The 17,947-nt window shown below is 61.2% G+C and carries 20 protein-coding genes and 3 tRNA genes; 10 read left to right on the top strand and 13 right to left on the bottom strand.

The annotated features are described in order from the left end of the window. Positions 1 to 107: 107 nt before the first annotated feature. The 5 genes from AC4BBN_RS12955 to hemP all read left to right on the top strand — a co-directional run bounded on the left by AC4BBN_RS12955 (position 108) and on the right by hemP (position 2,637). On the top strand, positions 108 to 353 hold the full coding sequence (locus tag AC4BBN_RS12955) for a (2Fe-2S)-binding protein (RefSeq protein WP_490592381.1): 246 nt from the start codon (positions 108 to 110) through the stop codon (positions 351 to 353). A gap of 117 nt (positions 354 to 470) precedes the next feature. After that, complete coding sequence (locus AC4BBN_RS12950) at positions 471 to 1,163, top strand: energy transducer TonB (protein ID WP_490592380.1); 693 nt, start codon at positions 471 to 473, stop codon at positions 1,161 to 1,163. A 25-nt stretch (positions 1,164 to 1,188) separates the two neighbouring features. Beyond that, entirely contained in the window at positions 1,189 to 1,905 is a 717-nt protein-coding gene (locus AC4BBN_RS12945) for a MotA/TolQ/ExbB proton channel family protein (RefSeq protein WP_490592379.1), read from the top strand. 2 nt (positions 1,906 to 1,907) lie between these two features. Beyond that, positions 1,908 to 2,321 (top strand): ExbD/TolR family protein, encoded by a 414-nt coding sequence (locus AC4BBN_RS12940; RefSeq protein WP_490592378.1) that lies wholly within the window; start codon positions 1,908 to 1,910, stop codon positions 2,319 to 2,321. A 91-nt stretch (positions 2,322 to 2,412) separates the two neighbouring features. Continuing rightward, complete coding sequence (gene hemP / locus AC4BBN_RS12935) at positions 2,413 to 2,637, top strand: hemin uptake protein HemP (protein WP_490592377.1); 225 nt, start codon at positions 2,413 to 2,415, stop codon at positions 2,635 to 2,637. Between the two features lie 167 nt (positions 2,638 to 2,804). Here the strand turns inward: hemP and choX are convergent, their stop codons facing one another. Together choX and betC are read right to left on the bottom strand one after the other, a co-directional pair. Then, positions 2,805 to 3,722, bottom strand: coding sequence for a choline ABC transporter substrate-binding protein (gene choX, locus AC4BBN_RS12930; protein WP_490592871.1), 918 nt, complete (start codon positions 3,720 to 3,722; stop codon positions 2,805 to 2,807). 60 nt (positions 3,723 to 3,782) lie between these two features. Next, positions 3,783 to 5,378, bottom strand: a complete 1,596-nt coding sequence (gene betC, locus AC4BBN_RS12925; protein WP_490592376.1) for a choline-sulfatase — start codon at positions 5,376 to 5,378, stop codon at positions 3,783 to 3,785. 104 nt (positions 5,379 to 5,482) lie between these two features. On the opposite strand from betC, the gene AC4BBN_RS12920 reads away from it, so the two are divergent. Next, complete coding sequence (locus tag AC4BBN_RS12920) at positions 5,483 to 6,415, top strand: choline sulfate utilization transcriptional regulator (RefSeq protein ID WP_490592375.1); 933 nt, start codon at positions 5,483 to 5,485, stop codon at positions 6,413 to 6,415. Positions 6,416 to 6,470: 55 nt separating this feature from the next. Here the strand turns inward: AC4BBN_RS12920 and AC4BBN_RS12915 are convergent, their stop codons facing one another. Further along, a complete protein-coding gene (locus AC4BBN_RS12915) occupies positions 6,471 to 6,878 on the bottom strand; it encodes a GlcG/HbpS family heme-binding protein (protein ID WP_490592374.1) in 408 nt (135 codons plus the stop codon). A 182-nt stretch (positions 6,879 to 7,060) separates the two neighbouring features. Between AC4BBN_RS12915 and AC4BBN_RS12910 the strand changes: the two genes are divergently transcribed. Both AC4BBN_RS12910 and AC4BBN_RS12905 read left to right on the top strand, forming a co-directional pair. Continuing rightward, positions 7,061 to 7,765: a Bax inhibitor-1/YccA family protein gene (locus AC4BBN_RS12910; RefSeq protein ID WP_490592373.1), complete on the top strand. Its 705-nt coding sequence runs from the start codon at positions 7,061 to 7,063 to the stop codon at positions 7,763 to 7,765. A 125-nt stretch (positions 7,766 to 7,890) separates the two neighbouring features. Further along, on the top strand, positions 7,891 to 8,268 hold the full coding sequence (locus AC4BBN_RS12905) for a hypothetical protein (protein WP_490592372.1): 378 nt from the start codon (positions 7,891 to 7,893) through the stop codon (positions 8,266 to 8,268). A 13-nt stretch (positions 8,269 to 8,281) separates the two neighbouring features. Here the strand turns inward: AC4BBN_RS12905 and rlmD are convergent, their stop codons facing one another. The 9 genes from rlmD to folC form a co-directional block, all read right to left on the bottom strand. Next, on the bottom strand, positions 8,282 to 9,685 hold the full coding sequence (gene rlmD, locus AC4BBN_RS12900) for a 23S rRNA (uracil(1939)-C(5))-methyltransferase RlmD (RefSeq protein ID WP_490592371.1): 1,404 nt from the start codon (positions 9,683 to 9,685) through the stop codon (positions 8,282 to 8,284). A gap of 82 nt (positions 9,686 to 9,767) precedes the next feature. Then, positions 9,768 to 9,844 (bottom strand) — tRNA-Asp (locus tag AC4BBN_RS12895). Positions 9,845 to 9,901: 57 nt separating this feature from the next. Next, positions 9,902 to 9,977, bottom strand: a tRNA-Glu gene (locus AC4BBN_RS12890). A gap of 52 nt (positions 9,978 to 10,029) precedes the next feature. Then, positions 10,030 to 10,105, bottom strand: a tRNA-Ala gene (locus AC4BBN_RS12885). 77 nt (positions 10,106 to 10,182) lie between these two features. Next, entirely contained in the window at positions 10,183 to 11,571 is a 1,389-nt protein-coding gene (gltX, locus tag AC4BBN_RS12880; protein WP_490592370.1) for a glutamate--tRNA ligase, read from the bottom strand. A gap of 12 nt (positions 11,572 to 11,583) precedes the next feature. Next, the gene (purF, locus tag AC4BBN_RS12875) at positions 11,584 to 13,110 is read right to left on the bottom strand and encodes an amidophosphoribosyltransferase (RefSeq protein ID WP_490592369.1); all 1,527 of its coding nucleotides are present in this window, start codon (positions 13,108 to 13,110) and stop codon (positions 11,584 to 11,586) included. A 28-nt stretch (positions 13,111 to 13,138) separates the two neighbouring features. Beyond that, positions 13,139 to 13,624 carry a CvpA family protein gene (locus tag AC4BBN_RS12870; protein WP_490592368.1) on the bottom strand — a complete coding sequence of 162 codons (486 nt, stop codon included), beginning with the start codon at positions 13,622 to 13,624 and terminating at the stop codon, positions 13,139 to 13,141. Positions 13,625 to 13,636: 12 nt separating this feature from the next. Then, positions 13,637 to 14,440, bottom strand: coding sequence for an SPOR domain-containing protein (locus AC4BBN_RS12865; protein ID WP_490592367.1), 804 nt, complete (start codon positions 14,438 to 14,440; stop codon positions 13,637 to 13,639). An 11-nt stretch (positions 14,441 to 14,451) separates the two neighbouring features. After that, a complete protein-coding gene (folC, locus tag AC4BBN_RS12860) occupies positions 14,452 to 15,741 on the bottom strand; it encodes a bifunctional tetrahydrofolate synthase/dihydrofolate synthase (protein WP_490592366.1) in 1,290 nt (429 codons plus the stop codon). Between the two features lie 218 nt (positions 15,742 to 15,959). Here folC and AC4BBN_RS12855 point away from each other — a divergent pair, with 218 nt between their 5' ends. Both AC4BBN_RS12855 and ppnP read left to right on the top strand, forming a co-directional pair. Continuing rightward, a complete protein-coding gene (locus AC4BBN_RS12855) occupies positions 15,960 to 16,307 on the top strand; it encodes an arsenate reductase (protein WP_490592365.1) in 348 nt (115 codons plus the stop codon). Positions 16,308 to 16,433: 126 nt separating this feature from the next. Continuing rightward, positions 16,434 to 16,751: a pyrimidine/purine nucleoside phosphorylase gene (gene ppnP, locus AC4BBN_RS12850; protein WP_490592364.1), complete on the top strand. Its 318-nt coding sequence runs from the start codon at positions 16,434 to 16,436 to the stop codon at positions 16,749 to 16,751. A 123-nt stretch (positions 16,752 to 16,874) separates the two neighbouring features. Here the strand turns inward: ppnP and murB are convergent, their stop codons facing one another. Then, on the bottom strand, positions 16,875 to 17,924 hold the full coding sequence (gene murB, locus AC4BBN_RS12845; RefSeq protein WP_490592363.1) for a UDP-N-acetylmuramate dehydrogenase: 1,050 nt from the start codon (positions 17,922 to 17,924) through the stop codon (positions 16,875 to 16,877). Between the last annotated feature and the right edge of the window lie 23 nt (positions 17,925 to 17,947).

Below are 17,947 nucleotides of genomic sequence, written 5' to 3'. Positions count from 1 at the left end.
TACAAAAGCCCCTGCCAAACGGCGGCCAAGAACAACGGGTTGCAAATGATAGTAATTCGTGTTTATACTTATCCATCTATCCACCGCCAGCCAAACTGCTTGCCGCCATGATCGTCTGTGTATGCCAACGAGTATCTGACCGCGATATTGCCCGCCATGTGCGTGCCGGCATGTGCTTTAGCGATATCCAGCTTGAACTGGGTGTCGCCACCCAGTGTGGCCGATGCGAAGGTTGTGCACGGGACATCGTGGCGCAGTGCAGCGCCACCCAACCCGTCGCCGCCATCCAGCTCGCCACATCCATCTTGGAGAGCAAGGCATGGAACTCCTCGGCACACTTGGCGGCAGTCTGATCCTGGTCCTGGGCTCGGCCTGGTGGATCTTTCGTAAATAACTGGCGGGCCGCCCTGGCGTGTAACGCCACTGCTATTCTTTGGCCCTCTTGGGCTTTCTTAGGCGCAATTCCTAGTATGCAAAGCACTGCCTCCCAGCCCCCCGCCGCCCCACGCCTCAGCCGCAATGCCGTCATCGTGAGCAGTGTGGTGGCCTTCCACGTGGCGGCCCTATGGGCCTTGCAAAGCGGCCTGGTCCGCAAGGCGGTGGACATCATCGTGCCGGTGGAAATGCTCAGCGAATTCATCGAGCCGCCAAAGCCCAAGCCCGCGCCACCGGTGCCGCCCACACCGGTCAAACAACCGGTGGTCAAAACCAAGGCCCCGGTGCTGCCGCCCGCGCCGCAGCCCCTGGCGATTGCCGACCCCACACCCGCACCGAATGCACCCACCGGCGTGACCACGCCCCAGCCGCCTGCACCGCCAATTGCGGCACCGGTTGCGGTGGCACCGCCAGCTCCGCCCCCTGCACCACCAGCGCCATCCAAAGTGGAGCTGCCGTCCAGCGACGCCAACTATCTGAACAACCCCAAGCCGCGCTATCCGGCCATCAGCAAACGGCTGGGCGAACAAGGCACAACGATCTACACCGTGATGATCGGTGCAGACGGCTTGCCGACCAGTGCGACCTTGTTGAAGTCCAGCGGCTACGACCGACTGGACCAGGCGGCCTACACCGCCGTAATGTCCTGGCGCTACGTGCCGGGCAAGCGTAACGGTGTGCCCACCGCCATGGCCTACAACGCGCCCGTGAACTGGGTTCTTGAATAATTTTTTTACCTTTGTGGAGTTTTGAATGGAATCGCAATTCGGCATCGCCAACGTCTGGACCCAGGGCGACTTTGTCACCAAGACCGTGGCCATCATCTTGTTGGCCATGTCCCTGACCTCGTGGATCGTCATCCTGGTCAAGGCGCTGGACATTTTCAAGTTCAAGAAACTGGCCGGCGGCGCGGCCGACTTCTGGCACAGCGAAGACTTCGCCACTGGCCTCAAGAAGCTGGGCGATGACCCCAGCAACCCCTTCCTGCAAATCGCCCTGGAGGGCCGTGAAGCCACAGCCCACCACCGCAATACCAAGGCCCACCTGCATGACGCACTGGACGTGAGCGACTGGGTCACGCGCTGCCTGCGCAACAACATCGACGAATTCACCGCCAAGCTGCAAGCGGGCCTGGCGATCCTGGCGTCCGTAGGCTCCACCGCGCCATTCATCGGCCTGTTCGGCACGGTCTGGGGCATTTACCACGCACTGCTGAGCATCGGCATGTCCGGCCAGTCCACCATCGACAAGGTGGCCGGCCCCATTGGCGAAGCGCTGATCATGACCGCCCTGGGCCTGGCCGTGGCCATCCCCGCAGTGCTGGGCTACAACGCCCTGGTGCGCGGCAACAAGTCCATCCTGATCAAGCTGAACAGCTTTGCCCACGACCTGCATGCCTTCTTCGTCACCGGCGCCCGTGTGGCCAGTGGCAACGCAGCCAAGGTCGTGCCCATGAAGAAGGGGAACTGAGCATGGCCTTCGGTACCCAGGACGAACCCGATGAGGTGATGAACGAGATCAACATGACGCCGCTGGTGGACGTGATGTTGGTGCTGCTGATCATCTTCATCATCACTATTCCGGTGATGAAGCACTCGGTCAATGTGGATTTGCCACGCGCGACCAACCAGGTAGAGGACGCCAAGCCTGCCACCATCCGCCTGAGCGTGGATGCGCAGGGCGACTACTACTGGAATGAAAACAAGGTCGCCGAGACCGATCTGGTGCCCATGCTGCAGGCCGAGGCCGCCAAGGAACCGCAGCCCGAGTTGCATATCCGTGGCGACAAGAACGTGCGCTACGAACGCGTGGCCCAGGCCATGGCGGCGGCCCAGCAAAGCGGCATCAAGAAGATCGGCTTCATCACCGAACCCAAGGCCCCTTGATAAATAAGTCTTTACAGGGACTTGCGGATTAATTGAGAATGGTTATCATTAACCAATAGCAAGTTCAGCACCATTCTTTCAGGAGCATCCTATGTACGCCAACCTAGCCGCCCGCCCCCAGTTCAATCCCGCCTCGGGAGAGAACGCCAATGGCGCGTTCCAAGGCATGTTGGCCGACGGGGTTGCTGCCGCCAAGACCCTGGCCCTGGAAAGCCGTGACCTGCTGCGTGGCCACAAGGCGGTGGAGATCATGCACAACGGCGCGGTCTACCGCCTGCACAACACCAAGCAGGGCAAGCTGATACTGACCAAGTAAGCCCGCCATTTCACCGCTGCCCCTGCGCCCGCAGAGGCAGCAACTGTTTCATCGTGGGGCGACTCCCAGGACTTCAGCACGAAGTCTGCAAGGGTCGTTTTTTGCTAGCCAACGCAGAGCGGCCTCAGCCACTTTTCGACTAGCCATGCTTTTTTTCCCACCCCGTCCTAGTTCGAAGCCAAGACCTTCTTGACCGCCGCCAGGCCGTCATCGCCGCCATAGGTCTTCACCCCGGTGAGCCAGGCTTCCAGCATCTTGGGGTTGGCCTTGAGCTGGCGCATACCGGCCGCCTTGGCATCGATCTTCTGGTCCAGCACATCGGTGATGGCTTTGTTCTCCAGGTCCACCGTGAACTCCAGCTGGCTGAATAGCCGGGCCACATTCGGGCACTGGTTTGCATAGCCCTTGCGCGACACGGTATTGACCGTGGCGCTGCCGTAGTTGGGGCCGAAGTAGTCCTTGTCGCCGTCCAGGTAGCTGATCTGGAACTTGGTGTTCATCTGGTGCGGCTCCCAGGCCAGAAAGACGATCCAGTCCTTGCCCTTTTCCTTGCGCGCCACCTGGCTGAGCATGCTTTGCTCGCTCGACTCGACCAGGGTCCAGCCGTCCAGCCCATAGCTCTTGGCCTCGATCATTTTCTTGATGTTCTGGTTGGCAGGCGACCCCGACTCTATGCCGTAAATTTTTCGGTCGAACTTGTCGGCGTATTTCGCCAGATCGGCAAAGCTTTTCACGCCGCCATCCGCCACATAGCCGGGCACGGCCAGCGTGAACTTGGCGCCGGGCAGATTGGCGTGCAGCACCTCCATCGCGCCCTCTTTCAGAATCGGCTCCACAAGTCCTTTTTGCGCCGGCATCCAGTTGCCGAGGAAGACGTCGATCTGCTCCTTCTTCACGCCCACATAGGTGATGGGCACCGATAGCGATGCCACCTTCTGCTCATAGCCCAGGGCATTGAGCAGAATGCCGGCCACGGCGTTGGTGGCGGTGATGTCCGTCCAGCCGGGGTCGGCCATGCGCACCTGCTTGCAAGCCTCGGGCTCGGCGGCACTGGCACTGTGGCCCAGCAGCAAAACCCCGGCCATCACACTGGCAGCCGCCAGCAAAACACGTTCACGTCCCATGGTGCACTCCTAGCTTACAAGTTAGATGCCTGCGGCATCGGGTTTAACAATGGGTTTCACGACCGGACTCACAACCGGCTTCACAACTGGATAGCGGGCCCGTGCTTCCAGCGTGTCCAGGTCGATGTGGTTGCGCATATAGCGCTGGCTGGCGGCCTGGTAGGGCTGGTGGTCCCAGGCCTGGCGCACACCCTGGCTCTGGGCCTCGAAATGGAAGCGGCGCCGGCGCTGGCTGGCCACCACGGCGGTGCGCAGGCCGGGCATGTCCCAGCGCGCGGCCACCTCGCTGCGCAAGGCCTGCAGGCGGGCCGTGTGCGTGGGGTCACCGGCCAAGTTCGCCAGGTTGTGCCGCTCGTCCGGGTCGGCCACCAGGTCGTACAGCTGGTCGGGGTCGCCGGGTGAATGCACGAACTTGTAACGGCCCCGGCGCAGCATCACCAGCGGCGCTACAGCGCCCTCGCCCAGGTATTCGCCCACCACCTCGTCATGCCCCTCCTGGCCCAATAGATGCGGCCACAGACTGCGCCCGTCGATGGCCTCGGGGTAGGCCGGCGTCTCACCCGCACAGGCGAGGTCCACCAGGGTTGGCAGTATGTCCACCAGCGACACCGACGCAGCCACCCGGTGCGGCGCGAAGCGCGCGGGCGCATGCACGATCAGCGGCACGCGGCAGGCGTTTTCAAAGAAGTTCATCTTGTACCAAAGCCCGCGCTCACCCAGCATGTCGCCATGGTCGGCCAGCAGCAGGATGATGGTGTTGTCGGCCTGGCCAGTCTGCTCCAGCGTGCGCAGAATCTTGCCGACCTGCTCGTCCACATACGATACCGCACCGTAATAAGCGTGGCGCGCGTTGCGGGTCTGCTGGTCTGAGATGGGCGTGCTGTCCATATCGCTCACGTGTCGCAGGCGCTGGCTGTGCGGGTCCAACGGCACCTCTTCGGGTCGCACGCGTGGCATATCGATGTCCTCGTCACGGTACAGGTCCCAATAGGCCTTGGGAATGGCATAGGGGTCGTGCGGGTGCGTCATAGACACCAGCATGCAAAACGGCCGGGCATCGTCGTCACGCACGATGTCGAACAGCTTCTGCTGCGCCAAAAACACCACCTCTTCGTCGAAGTCCAACTGGTTGCTGCGGATGCAGGTACCAGCCTCCGTGACCGAGCCCATGTTGTGGTACCAGCTGGGGCGCACCTCAGGCTGATCCCAGTCAGGCGTCCAACCAAAGTCGGCAGGGTAGATGTCGGTGGTCAGGCGCTCTTCAAAACCATGCAGCTGGTCGGCGCCACAGAAATGCATCTTGCCCGACAAAATGGTGCGGTAGCCCGCATGGCGCAGATAGTGGCCAAAGGTCAGCACCTCGGACGGCAGCTCGGCCGAGTTGTCGTAGGCGCCAATGGCCGAGGGCAGCTTGCCGGCCATGAACACATAGCGCGACGGCGCGCACAGCGGGCTATTGGTATAGGCCGCGTCGAACACCACACCGGCCTTGGCCAGCGCGTCGATATGCGGGGTCTTGCTGACCTGGTTGCCATAGGCGGCCAGGGCCGACGGCGTGAGCTGGTCGGCCATCAGTATCAGAATATTTGGCTTGCGGCTGTGCGCGGGTGCATCCATTGGCTCGTCCCAACATAATATGGATTTATGTAACGAATTCAGTTTATGCACGCAGAATCTGCGCGTGAAGACTAAGATTTCTTATGAACGCATAAGCCACAGCTATGTCAAACCCGAAACGCCTGCCGCCACTGCAAAGCCTGGTCTACTTTGAGGCTGCGGTGCGCCACCTGAGCTTTACCGCCGCAGCCCAAGAGCTGGGTACCAGCCAGCCCGCCGTTAGCCAGCGCATCGGCCTGCTGGAGGAGGACTTGGGCGTGCCGCTGTTCAAACGCGAACACCGTGGCGTGTCGCTCACAGCCGACGGCGCCCAGCTGTTCAGCGCGGTGCGCGAAAGCCTGGCCGGCATAGGCGACGCAGCGGCCAAGATCCGCGCGCGGCGCAGCCGCCAGGTATTGACGGTAGCCACGGATTTCGGCTTTGCGACCTACTGGCTGATGCCCCGGCTGGCCGCGCTGCAAGCCCTGGTGCCCAATCTGGACGTGCGCATCATCACCACGCAAAACGCCTTCGACATACGGGGTGAGCCGGTGGACATTGCCATCGCCTTCGGTGCTGGCCAGTGGCCGGGTTGCACGGCGCAGCGCCTGTTTCCAGAAATTGTGTTGCCCGTCTGCAGCCCACGCTTTCTGGCGCAATATGGACTGCAAGGCAGCGCAGCGGAACTGGTCCGCCTGCCCTTGTTGCACCTGGAAAGCACCGGGCCCCAGCGCTGGCTGGGTTGGGACAGCTGGCTGGCCTTGCATGGCCTGACCGCCACGGGTGAAAACCGTGACCTGACGCTGAACAACTACCCGCTGGTGATCCAGGCCGCCACTGCCGGCCAGGGCGTAGCGCTGGGCTGGGTGCCGCTGGTGGACGACCTGGTACGCAGCGGCCAGCTTGTGCCGGCCTGCCAGCCGCCCAGCCGTACAGGCAATGGCTATTTTTTGGTGGAACCCCAGGCGGCGCGGGCGCCGCAGGCCTTGCATCGTTTCCGCGCGTGGATCGTGGGGGAATGCGAGCAGGCTTTGGCCGCCAGCCCGTTCTACAAATGAAAAGAGCTGCTAGCGCAGAGAATACCTGCGCTAGCAGCTCCTAAAAAAGAGCAAATTACAGACCGATGGCGGCGATACCGGCCTTGGCGATCTGCGCGTCTTCCGACGATTTCACGCCGCTGACACCCACCGCGCCCAGGCAGAAGCCATCCTTCAAGATCGGCACGCCGCCTTCCAGCAGGCCCTTGACATCCGGTGCGCTCAGGAACGAGGTGCGTCCGTTATTGATGATATCTTCGTACACCTTGGACTCCTTGCGCGACAAAGCTGCCGTGTTAGCCTTGGCCGGCGCGATGTGTGCGCTCAGTGCAGGTGCGCCGTCCAGGCGTTGCAGATGCAACAGATGGCCGCCTTCGTCCACGATGGCGATGGTCACGGCCCATTGGTTTTTCAGCGCTTCGGCTTCGGCAGCGGCAGCAATGGCTTTGACATCGGCGAATTCGAGTACGGATTTTGTTTTCATGGCTACGTCCCTGAAAGTGGATAAAAGATAGAAGCATAACGGCTGTCACCCAGCCCTCAAGGGGGTAACACAGCGCATAGGCGGTACCCCCACGCAAAATAGGCTATGCAAAATTCGGTCCCAGTCTTGAATCGGCCTAGAATTTCCCCATCTGCTATTGCAGCCTTCAAGGAGCTTCCACTATGAATGACCGTTTTACAAGTTTTGGCGTGGGCCAGACCATCAACAGCTATGGCGTGTCGCAAGAGGAACGCAACCGCGTCATGCGCAACACCTACTGGCTGCTGGCCCTGAGCCTGGTGCCCACGGTACTGGGTGCCTGGCTGGGCGTAGCCACCGGCATTACCCAAGCGCTGACCGGAGGCATGGGCTTGATCGTCTTCATGGGCGGCGCCTTCGGCTTCATGTACGCCATCGAAAAGACCAAGAACTCGGCTACCGGCGTGCCCGTGCTGCTGGGCTTTACCTTCTTCATGGGTCTGATGCTGTCGCGCATGATCGCCATGGTGCTGGGCTTCAAGAACGGGCCAGATCTGATCATGACCGCCTTTGGCGGAACGGCCGGCGTGTTCCTGGTGATGGCCAGTGTGGCAACCGTCATCAAGCGCGACCTGTCCGGCATGTCCAAATGGCTGTTCGCCGGTATGTTGGTTCTGCTGGTCGGCGGCATCATCAACATCTTTGTAGGCTCTACCGTTGGCATGATGGTTCTGTCGGTGGTATCCATCGGCATCTTCAGCGCCTACATGCTGTATGACCTGAAGCAGATCATCGACGGCGGCGAAACCAACTACATCAGCGCCACCCTGGCCCTGTACCTCGATCTGTTCAACATCTTCCAAAGCCTGCTGGCTTTGCTGGGCATCATGGGCGGCGAGCGCGACTGAGCGCCGGGCCAGCCCCCCTCAAAAGGCCCTTCGGGGCCTTTTTCTTTGGGCCTTCAGGAAACTTCCGCTCAATACCTGACCCCAAAAGCCGATAACCACAATATCTTTTTGGAAATTTAGGCCCCATGCCAAGCCGCCATCTTCTCGCCAGTTGCGTAGTCCTGCTATTAGCCGGATGCGAAATCCCTGGGGTCTATCCAGACCCCAAGGTGGTTCAGCGCGAAGCCGATGCCAAGGCCACGGGTGGCGCCTGCCGCCACGCGCTGCGCGGCATCGAAGACTGCTACACGCTCAATCCCAAAGCCCAGCGGTCCTTGGTTTTCGCTGGCTGGAAGGAAATGGACGCCTATATGCGCGAGAACAAGATCGAAGGCAGCCCGTCCGTGGTCAAGATTCCCAGCGAAGGCGAACAAGCCCCCACAGAGGAGGCCGTTGCCTCCTCCAAGGAGAAGCCCGCTGCGACCACTAAAGAAGCGCGCGGCACCAAGGCCAAAACCTCTTAGCGCCGCTTCAACTTCAGCTTTCCAGCTCAAATACCGCCATGCTTTCGACGTGCGCGGTATGCGGGAACATATTCACCATACCCGCCGAAACACAGCGGTAGCCCGCCTGGTGCACCAGCACATCGGCGTCGCGCGCCAGAGTGGCCGGGTTGCAACTGACGTAGACGATGCGCTTAGGCGGTGTCCAGCCTTGGCGCAGTGCCGGCGTTTGGTGCAATTCCGCCAGGGCTTGCACCAGGGCAAAAGCACCCTCACGCGGAGGGTCCACCAGCCATTTGTCGGCGCTGCCGTCGGCGGTCAGGACGTCGGGGGTCATTTCGAAAAGGTTGCGCGCTACAAACTTAGTAGCTGCCAGCGCAGATCCTGCCTGCGCTGAGGCCTTATTTGTCTTGTAGTTTTCACGCGAGCGCGCGACCAGGGCTTCGCTGCCCTCGATACCCAGTACCTCACCTGCCTGGGTCGCCAGCGGCAAGGTAAAGTTACCCAGGCCGCAGAACCAGTCGATCACCCGCTCGTTCTTCTGCACGTCCAGCAAACGCAATGCCCGCACTACCAAAACACGGTTGATCTGCGGATTCACCTGCGTGAAATCGGTGGGTTTGAACGGCATAGTGATGCCGAACTCGGGCAAGGCGTACGACAGCTGCTCGCCGCCCTCTTCCAGCAAATGGATGCTGTCCGGACCCTTGGGTTGCAGCCACCATTGCACCTGGTTTGCCGCACCAAAAGTCCGCAGTTTGGCCAAATCACCCTGGCTCAAAGCCTCCATATGGCGCAAAACCAGGGCTGTCACTGCGTCGCCACACGCCAGCTCGATCTGCGGCAGGGTTTCCCGCGCGTCCATGGAGTCAATCAGGGCACGCAGCGGCAGCAACAAGTCGCTCACATGCGGCGGCAACACTTTACACTCGCGCATATTGGCCACATAACCGCTCTTGCGCTCATGGAAACCGACCAGCACCTCGCCTTTTTTGCGCACAAAGCGCACCGACAAACGCGCGCGGTAGCGGTAGCCCCAAGCCGGCCCCTCGATGGGCCGCAAAATATTGTCGGGTTTGACCTTGCCCAGGTGCCAAAGATTGTCTTCCAGCACCCGTTGCTTGATCGCGACCTGGGCTCCGACGTGCAAATGCTGCATCTTGCAGCCGCCACAAGCACCCTCGTGCAAACCAAAATGCGGGCAACCGGGCTGCACCCGCTGAGAAGACGCGCGATGGATTGCACCAACGGTAGCCTGCTCGAAAGTCGCCTTCTTGCGGTTGATGTTCGCGGTGACTACCTCAAACGGCAGCGCACCCTTGATAAACACCACTTTGCCGTCCGGCTTGTGGGCAATGCCCTGGGCCTCGATATCCAGCGACTCCACCAACAGGCTGTCTTCAGGATATTGGAGGGAGGATTGCGTCTGATCGGTCATGCTGCGTCCCTATGGCGCGAAAATAAAAAACACAAAGCAAAAAGCCTTCTAATTCTGACGAACTAGAAGGCTTTTTCCATTTTGGCGGAGTGGACGGGACTCGAACCCGCGACCCCCGGCGTGACAGGCCGGTATTCTAACCAACTGAACTACCACTCCTGGTAGATAGCTTTCGGTACACCGCTCTTACGAGCAACACACCCAAGCGCTACAACTTGGCGACCCTACGGGGATTCGAACCCCGGTACCTACCGTGAAAGGGTAGTGTCCTAGGCCTCTAGACGATAGGGTCAAAACCTTGGAACAACGTTATCAAAAATAACTTCCACACTCAAAAGATTTGGTGGTGGAGGTAAGCAGGATCGAACTGCTGACCTCTTGCATGCCATGCAAGCGCTCTCCCAGCTGAGCTATACCCCCGTAACCAGCAACTTTGCTTTGCCTTGTAAGCTCTGCTTTGTTGTTAACCTTCCAAGCCTCAAATTATAGCGTGCAATTTAGGACTTTTGCAAGCATCGCAAAATATTTTCGCGAAAACTTAAAAAAAGCACTGCGTCCAGGGACGGAGTCTGCGCCGTCCCCATGACCAACACGCGCACCGGCATTGCCAGTTGCGGCATTTTAATACCTTGCGCAGCCAGTACTTCTTTAATAGCCGCAGCAATGGAAGGTTTGTCCCAGGTGCAGGTGGCCAGCTTGTCGCGCAGCAGCGCCAGGGCGGGCTGGATCGCAGGCGTCACGTGCTGGGCCAACTCTTCGGCCTGAGGCGCTACCTCTGTATAGAACTTGGTAGCCCAATCGGCCAACACCACAGTGGTGTCGCAGCGGTCTTTGAACAAGCCGCAGATTGCTGGCAGACGTTCGTCGGTCGTAATACCGCGTGCCTGCAATTGGGCAGCCACCAGTGGCGCCAGAGCATCATCGGCCATAGCCTTCAAATGCTGGGCGTTCACCCAGCGCAATTTGGCTTCGTCGAACTGTGCTGCGCTCTTGCCCAGATGGTCCAGGTTGAACCATTGCAGGAACTGCTCGCGGCTGAAGATTTCGTCGTCACCATGGCTCCAGCCCAGACGGGCCAGGTAGTTCACCATGGCATCGGGCAAGTAGCCTTCCACAGCGTATTGCGTCACCGGCTTGGCGCCGTTGCGCTTGCTCATCTTCTCGCCCTGCTCGTTCAGCACGGTAGGCAAGTGGGCATACACCGGAGGCTCCTTGCCCAGCGCGCGGAAGATATTGATCTGGCGCGGGGTGTTATTCACATGGTCGTCGCCACGGATGACGTGGGTGATGTCCATGTCCAGATCGTCCACCACCACACAGAAGTTGTAGGTAGGCGTGCCGTCTGGGCGGGCGATCACCAGGTCGTCCAGCTCGTCGTTACTGATTTCAATACGGCCCTTGACCTTGTCTTCCCAGACCACGGCGCCGCCTTGCGGGTTCTTGAAACGCAGCACGGGCTGCACGCCGGCGGGGATCGCAGGCAGAGTCTTGCCTGGCTCAGGCCGCCAGGTGCCGTCATAGCGTGGTTTTTCCTTGGCGGCCATCTGGGCTTCGCGCAAAGCGTCCAGTTCGGCGACGGACATATAGCAAGGATAGACGTGACCGGCGGCCACCAGGTCTGCCAGCACCGCCTTGTAACGGTCCATGCGCTGCATTTGGTAGAACGGACCTTCGTCATAGTCCAGGCCCAGCCACTGCATGCCTTCGATGATGACGTCCACCGCCACCTGGGTGGAACGCTCCACATCGGTATCTTCAATGCGCAGTACGAAATCGCCGCCGGTCGCGCGGGCAAACGCCCAGGGATACAGGGCCGAACGGATATTGCCCAGGTGGATAAAGCCGGTGGGCGACGGCGCGAAACGGGTACGGGTCTTCTGTGTCATGGATATCAATGGTTACGCGTGTTCAGCGTTGGGCAAAGCCAGGCGGGAGTTGTCGCCATCGGGGTCTTGTCCGCCGGGGCGGCCTTCATTCAGGCGCTGGATATCGTCCGAGGTGATGTCGCCGGTGACGTAAACGCCGTCAAAGCAAGAGGCATCAAAGCCGCTGATCTTGGTGTCCAGCGTATCGGTGCTGGTCGAGGCGGCTGCCCAGATGGCGCGCTTCATACCTTCCACGTCCTGGTAAATTAGGGCGTCACAGCCAATCAGCTCGCGGATTTCTTCCACCGTGCGGCCATGGGCCACTAGCTCGCTCTTGGTGGGCATGTCGATGCCGTAAACGTTGGGGAAGCGCACCGGCGGTGCGGCGCTGGCCATATAGACCTTGCGGGCGCCGGCATCACGGGCCATTTGCACAATTTCCTTGGACGTGGTGCCGCGCACAATGGAGTCGTCCACCAGCAACACGTTGCGGCCCTTGAACTCGCTGGCAATGGCATTGAGCTTCTGGCGTACCGACTTCTTGCGCACTTCGTGGCCGGGCATGATGAAGGTGCGGCCCACATAGCGGTTCTTCACAAAACCTTCGCGGTATGGCAGACCCAGCAGCTGCGCCAATTGCATGGCACTGGGGCGGCTGGATTCGGGGATCGGGATCACCACGTCGATATCTTGCGGCGGCACGGTGGAGATGACACGCTTGGCCAGGGTTTCGCCCAGGTTCAAACGCGCCTGGTATACCGAGATGCCGTCCATCACAGAATCCGGACGCGCCAGGTAGACATATTCAAAAATGCAAGGATTCAGCGTAGGCGCGTCGGCACACTGCTGGTACTGCACATTGCCTTCCAGATCGACGAACACGGCTTCGCCGGGTGCCAGGTTGCGGTCCAGCGTATGCATCGTGCCTTCCAGGGCCACCGATTCGCTGGCCAACATCACCGAGCCCGGCGCACGGCCCACGCACATGGGGCGGATGCCAAACGGGTCGCGGAAAGCCAGCACGCCATGGCCGGCAATCGACGCAATCACCGCATAGGAGCCACGCAGGCGGCGGTGCACATTGCGCACGGCAGCAAACACATCCATGGGTGACAAAGGCAGGCCACGGGTGGACTTCTCAATCTCATGCGCAAGCACGTTGAGCAAGACTTCGGAGTCGCTCTCGGTGTTGATATGGCGGTGGTCGGTGTTGAACAACTCAGCCTTCAGCGCATGCGCGTTGGTCAGGTTGCCGTTGTGCACCAGCACGATACCGAAAGGCGCATTCACATAGAAGGGCTGGGCCTCTTCCTCGCTATAGGCATTGCCGGCCGTGGGGTAACGCACCTGGCCCAGGCCGCAGTTGCCTGGCAAGGCGCGCATATTGCGGGTACGGAACACGTCCCGCACCATACCCTTGGCCTTGTGCATATAGAACTTACGGTCCAATTGCGTCACGATGCCCGCCGCATCCTGGCCCCGGTGCTGCAGCAGCAACAGAGCGTCATAAATCAACTGATTGACGGGGGCGTTGCTGACAACTCCAACGATTCCACACATGGTTTTGTTCCCTAGCGAGTGACTTGCGTCACGGTAAAAATTTAGCGAAAGCTTCTGGCAACATCGGCCGGGCGGTATGCAGCACCTCGGTCGCAATTGCCGCGCTGCGTGATTCCTGCCACCACGGCCCCCGGTGCAAACCGGTTAGATGGACTACCACTGCAGCGACCAATATCCACAACACCCCGCGCACCAGGCCAAATACAGCCCCCAGCACGCGATCCACCGGTCGCAGACCCACGGCCTGCACCAGACTTTTCAACAAACTGGCCAGCAATCCGGTAGCAAATGCCGCGGCCACGAACACCAGCACAAACCCGGCCGCAAAGCGCAGCGAAGCGGATGCCTGGCCCAGGGGCAGATGCTGCGCCACATCGGCGGCAAACCACTGCGCCACCACGAAGGCCACAATCCAACCCAGCACCGACAACACCTCGTACACCAGGCCGCGCACAGCCCCCAATAACAGGGAGGCGCACAGCAGCGCCAGCACAATCCAATCCAGCGTCGCCATACCGCCCGGCATTTACAAAGCCAGGATCGAAGCCGGCAGGGCCAGCCCCTTGATCTTGCTTGCGGCTTTGTCGGCCTCGGTCTTTTTGGTGAAAGGGCCTACGCGCACCCGGGTACGCGGGCCGTCCTTGGTATCTACCACCTGGGTATAGGTCTTCAGGCCGGCGTGTTCCAGTTTGACGCGGGCTTCGCGGGCCTTGTCGGCATCGGCGAACGCGCCCACCTGCACGATGAAACGGCCGTCACCAGCGTCCGGCAAGGATTTGCCTTCCAGCAGAGCCCGTGCCTTGGCGCTGTCGTCTTCCGACTTGTGCGCTGGCTTGGCCTCGGTCTTGGCTTCCACCACTTTGGGTTCGGGCTTAGCTTCTGGCTTGGGTTCTGGTTTGGCCACAGCCGGTTTTTCGGGCTTGGGCGCGGGCCGTGCGGCCACCACCTCTTCCTTGGGGTCCAGGCTGGACTCGGTAGAGACCTTGGGCTCTTTCACAGCCTTGGTTTCTTTGGATTCCTTCACGGCCTCCTTGACTACCGGCTCTTCGGTGGCGACAGGCTTTTCGACCTTGACCACGGCCTCAGCCCCGTCAATGGCTAGCGGCTTGAGCTTGGCCTTGTCGGGGATGTCGATGGGGATGTCTACCGCAATCGGGCGTGGCTGGGTGTCGAACAGCAGCGGGAAACCCACCACGCCCACACCGACCAACAGGGCCGCACCGATCAAACGGTGGCGGGCGCGGCGGCGCATGCCGTCGATGGTTTCAGCGGGGCCGGGCGACGGTTCGTCGTTTTTGGAGCCGCCTGAACGGAACTTGAAGAAAGCCATGCGGAGGAGAGTCAAGAGCCCATGTGTTTGGCGTGCAGCCGGGGAATACCGTCCTCAAGGACGCCGCCGACCGTATAAAACGAGCCAAAGACCACGATTCTATCAGCGGGGTCTGCGGCGGCGATGGCGGCTTGCAGCGCCTCCGCCGGGCCAGCATGCACGGAACTGCTGGCGTCCTTGCGTGCATTTTGGGCCTGCCACTGGCTTTGCAAGTGCTGCGCCGAGTCGGCCCGGGCGGTGGGTAAATCGGTGAAATACCAGCGGTCGATCAGCGGGCCGATGCGCGCCAGCATGGGCAGCAAATCCTTATCGGCCATGGCGCCAAACACCGCGTGGGTAGTGGGGTAGAAGCCCATGGCGTCCAGGTTGGCGGTCAGCGCCGCCACGGCGTGGGGGTTATGCGCTACGTCCAGCACCAGCGTGGGTTGGCCGGGCACGATCTGGAAGCGGCCCGGCAGCTCCACCATGGACAAACCAGTGCGCACCGCCTGGGCCGTGACCGGCAGACGCTCGCGCAGCGCCGTCAACGCGGCCAGCACGCCCGAGGCATTCATCAGCTGGTTGGCACCGCGCAGACCGGGGTAGCCCAGGCCGCTGTACCGCCGCCCGCGCCCGGCCCAGCCCCACTGCTGCTTGTCGCCGGAGAAATTGAAATCGTCACCAAAGCGCCACAAATCGGCACCGATGGCTTTGGCATGGTCCAGCACGCTCTGCGGCGGCACCGGGTCACTGACCACCGCCGGCTTACCGGCGCGCATGATGCCGGCCTTTTCCCGGCCTATGGTTTCGCGGTCATGGCCCAGGAATTCCATGTGGTCCAGATCCACGCTGGTGATGATGGCGCAATCGGTGTCGATGATGTTGACCGCGTCCAGGCGGCCACCCAGGCCGACTTCCAGGATCACCGCGTCCAGCTTGGCATGCGCCATCAACGCCAAAATGGCCAGCGTGGTGAACTCGAAATACGTCAAGGAAATATCACCCCTGGCGCTCTCCACACTTGCGAAGTGCGCTACAAAATCAGGAGCTTTTGCGATCTCGCCACCCACACGGCAGCGTTCTTCAAAATGCACCAGATGCGGCGAGGTGTAGACCCCGGTGCGGTAGCCGGACTGCAGCAGGATAGCCTCCAGCATGGCGCAGGTCGAGCCCTTGCCATTGGTCCCCGCCACGGTAATGACGGGGCAATCAAAACGCAGGCCCATGCGCTGGGCCACGGCTTGTACCCGGTCCAAGCCGAGGTCGATATTTTTGGAGTGCAGCTGTTCGCAGTGCGCCAGCCAGTCGTTCAAGGTTTGCATAACAAGATTGTCTCACCCCCAGGCTTCGCTTCGCTCTCGCCCACCCCCTTGCAGGGGACAACACCAGCAGCCTGGAAAAGCCAGTTCTGCGGTGTTTCCGGAAGGGGTATCTTTGCGCAACTTATAGGTGATCCAGGCCTCTTGCGCTTATGCAAAATGCGCAATCCACTACTTACATAGCTTTCGGCGATGCCTCTACGCTCTGGAATAATCCGGCCATGATTACCCTCTACGGCATCCCCAACTGCGACACGGTCAAAAAGGCCCGCGTCTGGCTCGACAGCCACGCGCTGCCCTACAGCTTTCACGACTTCAAAAAAGCCGGTGTCCCGGCCGACCGGCTGGCCGCCTGGACCCAGGCCGTGGGCTGGGAAAAGGTCTTGAACCGCCAGGGCACGACTTGGCGCAAGCTGGACGCCGCCGTGCAGGCCAGCGTGGTGGATGCCGCCAGCGCCGAGGCGGTGATGCGCGAACACGCCAGCACCATCAAACGGCCGGTGGTGGAATGGGGCGACAGCACCACGGTGGGCTTCAGCGCCGACGCCTGGGCCGGCAAAGCCCCCTAAAAGCAGCGCCCGGCCGCCCTAGAATCGACGGGCATTCCAGCCAAAATTTAAGCCAAACATGCCTCTCACGCAGGTATTTCCTGCGCGAGCAGCTATGAAATTGATAGTTAACCCAGGAAACCAAGCATGACCACCGCAAAAATCGACAACGTCAGCGTCACCACCCAAGCCAGCGTCTACTTCGACGGCAAGTGCATCAGCCACGGCATCACCTTTGCCGACGGCACCAAGAAAAGCGTGGGCGTGATCCTGCCAGCCACCCTGACCTTCAACACCGGCGCGCCTGAAATCATGGAAGGCGTGGGCGGCGAATGCGAATACCTGCTGACCGGCGCTACGGAATGGCTGAAGTCCGGCGCGGGCGAGAAGTTCAGCGTGCCCGGCAACAGCTCATTCCAGATCCGCGTAACCGCCCCCTACCACTACATCTGCCACTTTGGTTGAACACCCCCAGGCTAGCCCACTTCGTGTGGCCGCCAACCCCCTTGCAGGGGGCGATGCCAGCAGCCCGGCAAAGCCGGTTCCGCGGCATCTCTGGAAGGGGATTCCTGCACCAGCCGTGGTGGGCTAGACAACTACCGGCTCGGGCTCCAGGCGGATGCCAAAGCGCTCGTAGACGCTGGTTTGTATGGCCTTGGCCAGGGTCATGACCTCGCCACCGGTGACAGGGTTGTCGGTGCCGCCACGGTTCACCAGCACCAGGGCCTGCTTTTCAAAGACGCCGGCGTTGCCGACGGTCTTGCCCTTCCAGCCACAGGCGTCTATCAGCCAGCCTGCCGCCAACTTCATGCTGCCGTTGGCCAACTGGTAGTACACCACGCGCGGCTCGCGGGCGATGATGTCGGCGCACTGCTCGGCACTGACGGTGGGGTTCTTGAAGAAGCTGCCGGCATTGCCGATGACCTGCGGGTCGGGCAGCTTGGCGCGGCGGATCTCGCAGATCCAATCGAATATCTGGCGCGCCGTGGGTTGCTGAACGCCGGTGGCGGCCATTTTCTTTTCCAGATCCAGGTAGCCCAGCACTGGCTTCCAGTTCTTGGGCAGATGGAAGCGCACGCGGGTGATCAGCGCCCGGCCTTCCAGGCCCATATTCACGCCCTCACCCCGGTGTTTGAAGACGGAATCGCGGTAGCCGAACGCGCACTGCGCGGCATTCAAGGTAAAGCTGGCGCCAGTGGCCAGGTCCACCGCATCCAACGATTCAAAACGGTCTTGCAACTCCACGCCATAGGCGCCGATGTTTTGCACCGGCGATGCCCCCACGGTGCCAGGGATCAGCGCCAGGTTTTCCAGGCCCGGGTAGCCCTGGTCCAGCGTCCAGGCAACAAAGTCGTGCCAGGGCTCGCCGGCACCGGCCTCGACCACCCAGGCCTTGTCGGTCTCGGCCACCAGGCGCTTGCCGCGCACTTCCACCTTCAATACCAGCGGCTTGACGTCGCCGGTCAGCACAATATTGCTGCCGCCGCCCAGCACGAATTTAGGCTGCGCGGCCAGGGCAGCATCGGCACGCAGCGCCTGCAGATCGGCCTCGCTGGCCACGCGCACCAGGGTGTGGGCGCGGGCCACAATGCCAAAGCTGTTGTAGCTGCGCAGGGGAACATTTTTCTCGATTAACATGGCTGGATTGTCCCACCGCGACC

It is taken from the genome of Rhodoferax sp. SPJ21, assembly GCF_058216335.1.
Note: the sequence above shows the minus strand (reverse complement) of the source record. Positions and strands in the feature narration are given on the sequence as shown.

What these genes read in the sequence shown, in the direction of transcription:
- AC4BBN_RS12920 (WP_490592375.1), top strand. Translation starts at nt 5,483, where the DNA reads ATGTCAAACCCGAAACGCCTGCCGCCACTGCAAAGCCTGGTCTACTTT.
- AC4BBN_RS12955 (WP_490592381.1), top strand. Translation starts at nt 108, where the DNA reads ATGATCGTCTGTGTATGCCAACGAGTATCTGACCGCGATATTGCCCGC.
- gltX (WP_490592370.1), bottom strand. Translation starts at nt 11,571, where the DNA reads ATGACACAGAAGACCCGTACCCGTTTCGCGCCGTCGCCCACCGGCTTT.
- hemP (WP_490592377.1), top strand. Translation starts at nt 2,413, where the DNA reads ATGTACGCCAACCTAGCCGCCCGCCCCCAGTTCAATCCCGCCTCGGGA.
- purF (WP_490592369.1), bottom strand. Translation starts at nt 13,110, where the DNA reads ATGTGTGGAATCGTTGGAGTTGTCAGCAACGCCCCCGTCAATCAGTTG.
- AC4BBN_RS12905 (WP_490592372.1), top strand. Translation starts at nt 7,891, where the DNA reads ATGCCAAGCCGCCATCTTCTCGCCAGTTGCGTAGTCCTGCTATTAGCC.
- AC4BBN_RS12855 (WP_490592365.1), top strand. Translation starts at nt 15,960, where the DNA reads ATGATTACCCTCTACGGCATCCCCAACTGCGACACGGTCAAAAAGGCC.
- rlmD (WP_490592371.1), bottom strand. Translation starts at nt 9,685, where the DNA reads ATGACCGATCAGACGCAATCCTCCCTCCAATATCCTGAAGACAGCCTG.
- AC4BBN_RS12865 (WP_490592367.1), bottom strand. Translation starts at nt 14,440, where the DNA reads ATGGCTTTCTTCAAGTTCCGTTCAGGCGGCTCCAAAAACGACGAACCG.
- AC4BBN_RS12870 (WP_490592368.1), bottom strand. Translation starts at nt 13,624, where the DNA reads ATGGCGACGCTGGATTGGATTGTGCTGGCGCTGCTGTGCGCCTCCCTG.
- choX (WP_490592871.1), bottom strand. Translation starts at nt 3,722, where the DNA reads ATGGCCGGGGTTTTGCTGCTGGGCCACAGTGCCAGTGCCGCCGAGCCC.
- AC4BBN_RS12915 (WP_490592374.1), bottom strand. Translation starts at nt 6,878, where the DNA reads ATGAAAACAAAATCCGTACTCGAATTCGCCGATGTCAAAGCCATTGCT.
- AC4BBN_RS12950 (WP_490592380.1), top strand. Translation starts at nt 471, where the DNA reads ATGCAAAGCACTGCCTCCCAGCCCCCCGCCGCCCCACGCCTCAGCCGC.
- murB (WP_490592363.1), bottom strand. Translation starts at nt 17,924, where the DNA reads ATGTTAATCGAGAAAAATGTTCCCCTGCGCAGCTACAACAGCTTTGGC.
- betC (WP_490592376.1), bottom strand. Translation starts at nt 5,378, where the DNA reads ATGGATGCACCCGCGCACAGCCGCAAGCCAAATATTCTGATACTGATG.
- folC (WP_490592366.1), bottom strand. Translation starts at nt 15,741, where the DNA reads ATGCAAACCTTGAACGACTGGCTGGCGCACTGCGAACAGCTGCACTCC.
- AC4BBN_RS12910 (WP_490592373.1), top strand. Translation starts at nt 7,061, where the DNA reads ATGAATGACCGTTTTACAAGTTTTGGCGTGGGCCAGACCATCAACAGC.
- ppnP (WP_490592364.1), top strand. Translation starts at nt 16,434, where the DNA reads ATGACCACCGCAAAAATCGACAACGTCAGCGTCACCACCCAAGCCAGC.
- AC4BBN_RS12940 (WP_490592378.1), top strand. Translation starts at nt 1,908, where the DNA reads ATGGCCTTCGGTACCCAGGACGAACCCGATGAGGTGATGAACGAGATC.
- AC4BBN_RS12945 (WP_490592379.1), top strand. Translation starts at nt 1,189, where the DNA reads ATGGAATCGCAATTCGGCATCGCCAACGTCTGGACCCAGGGCGACTTT.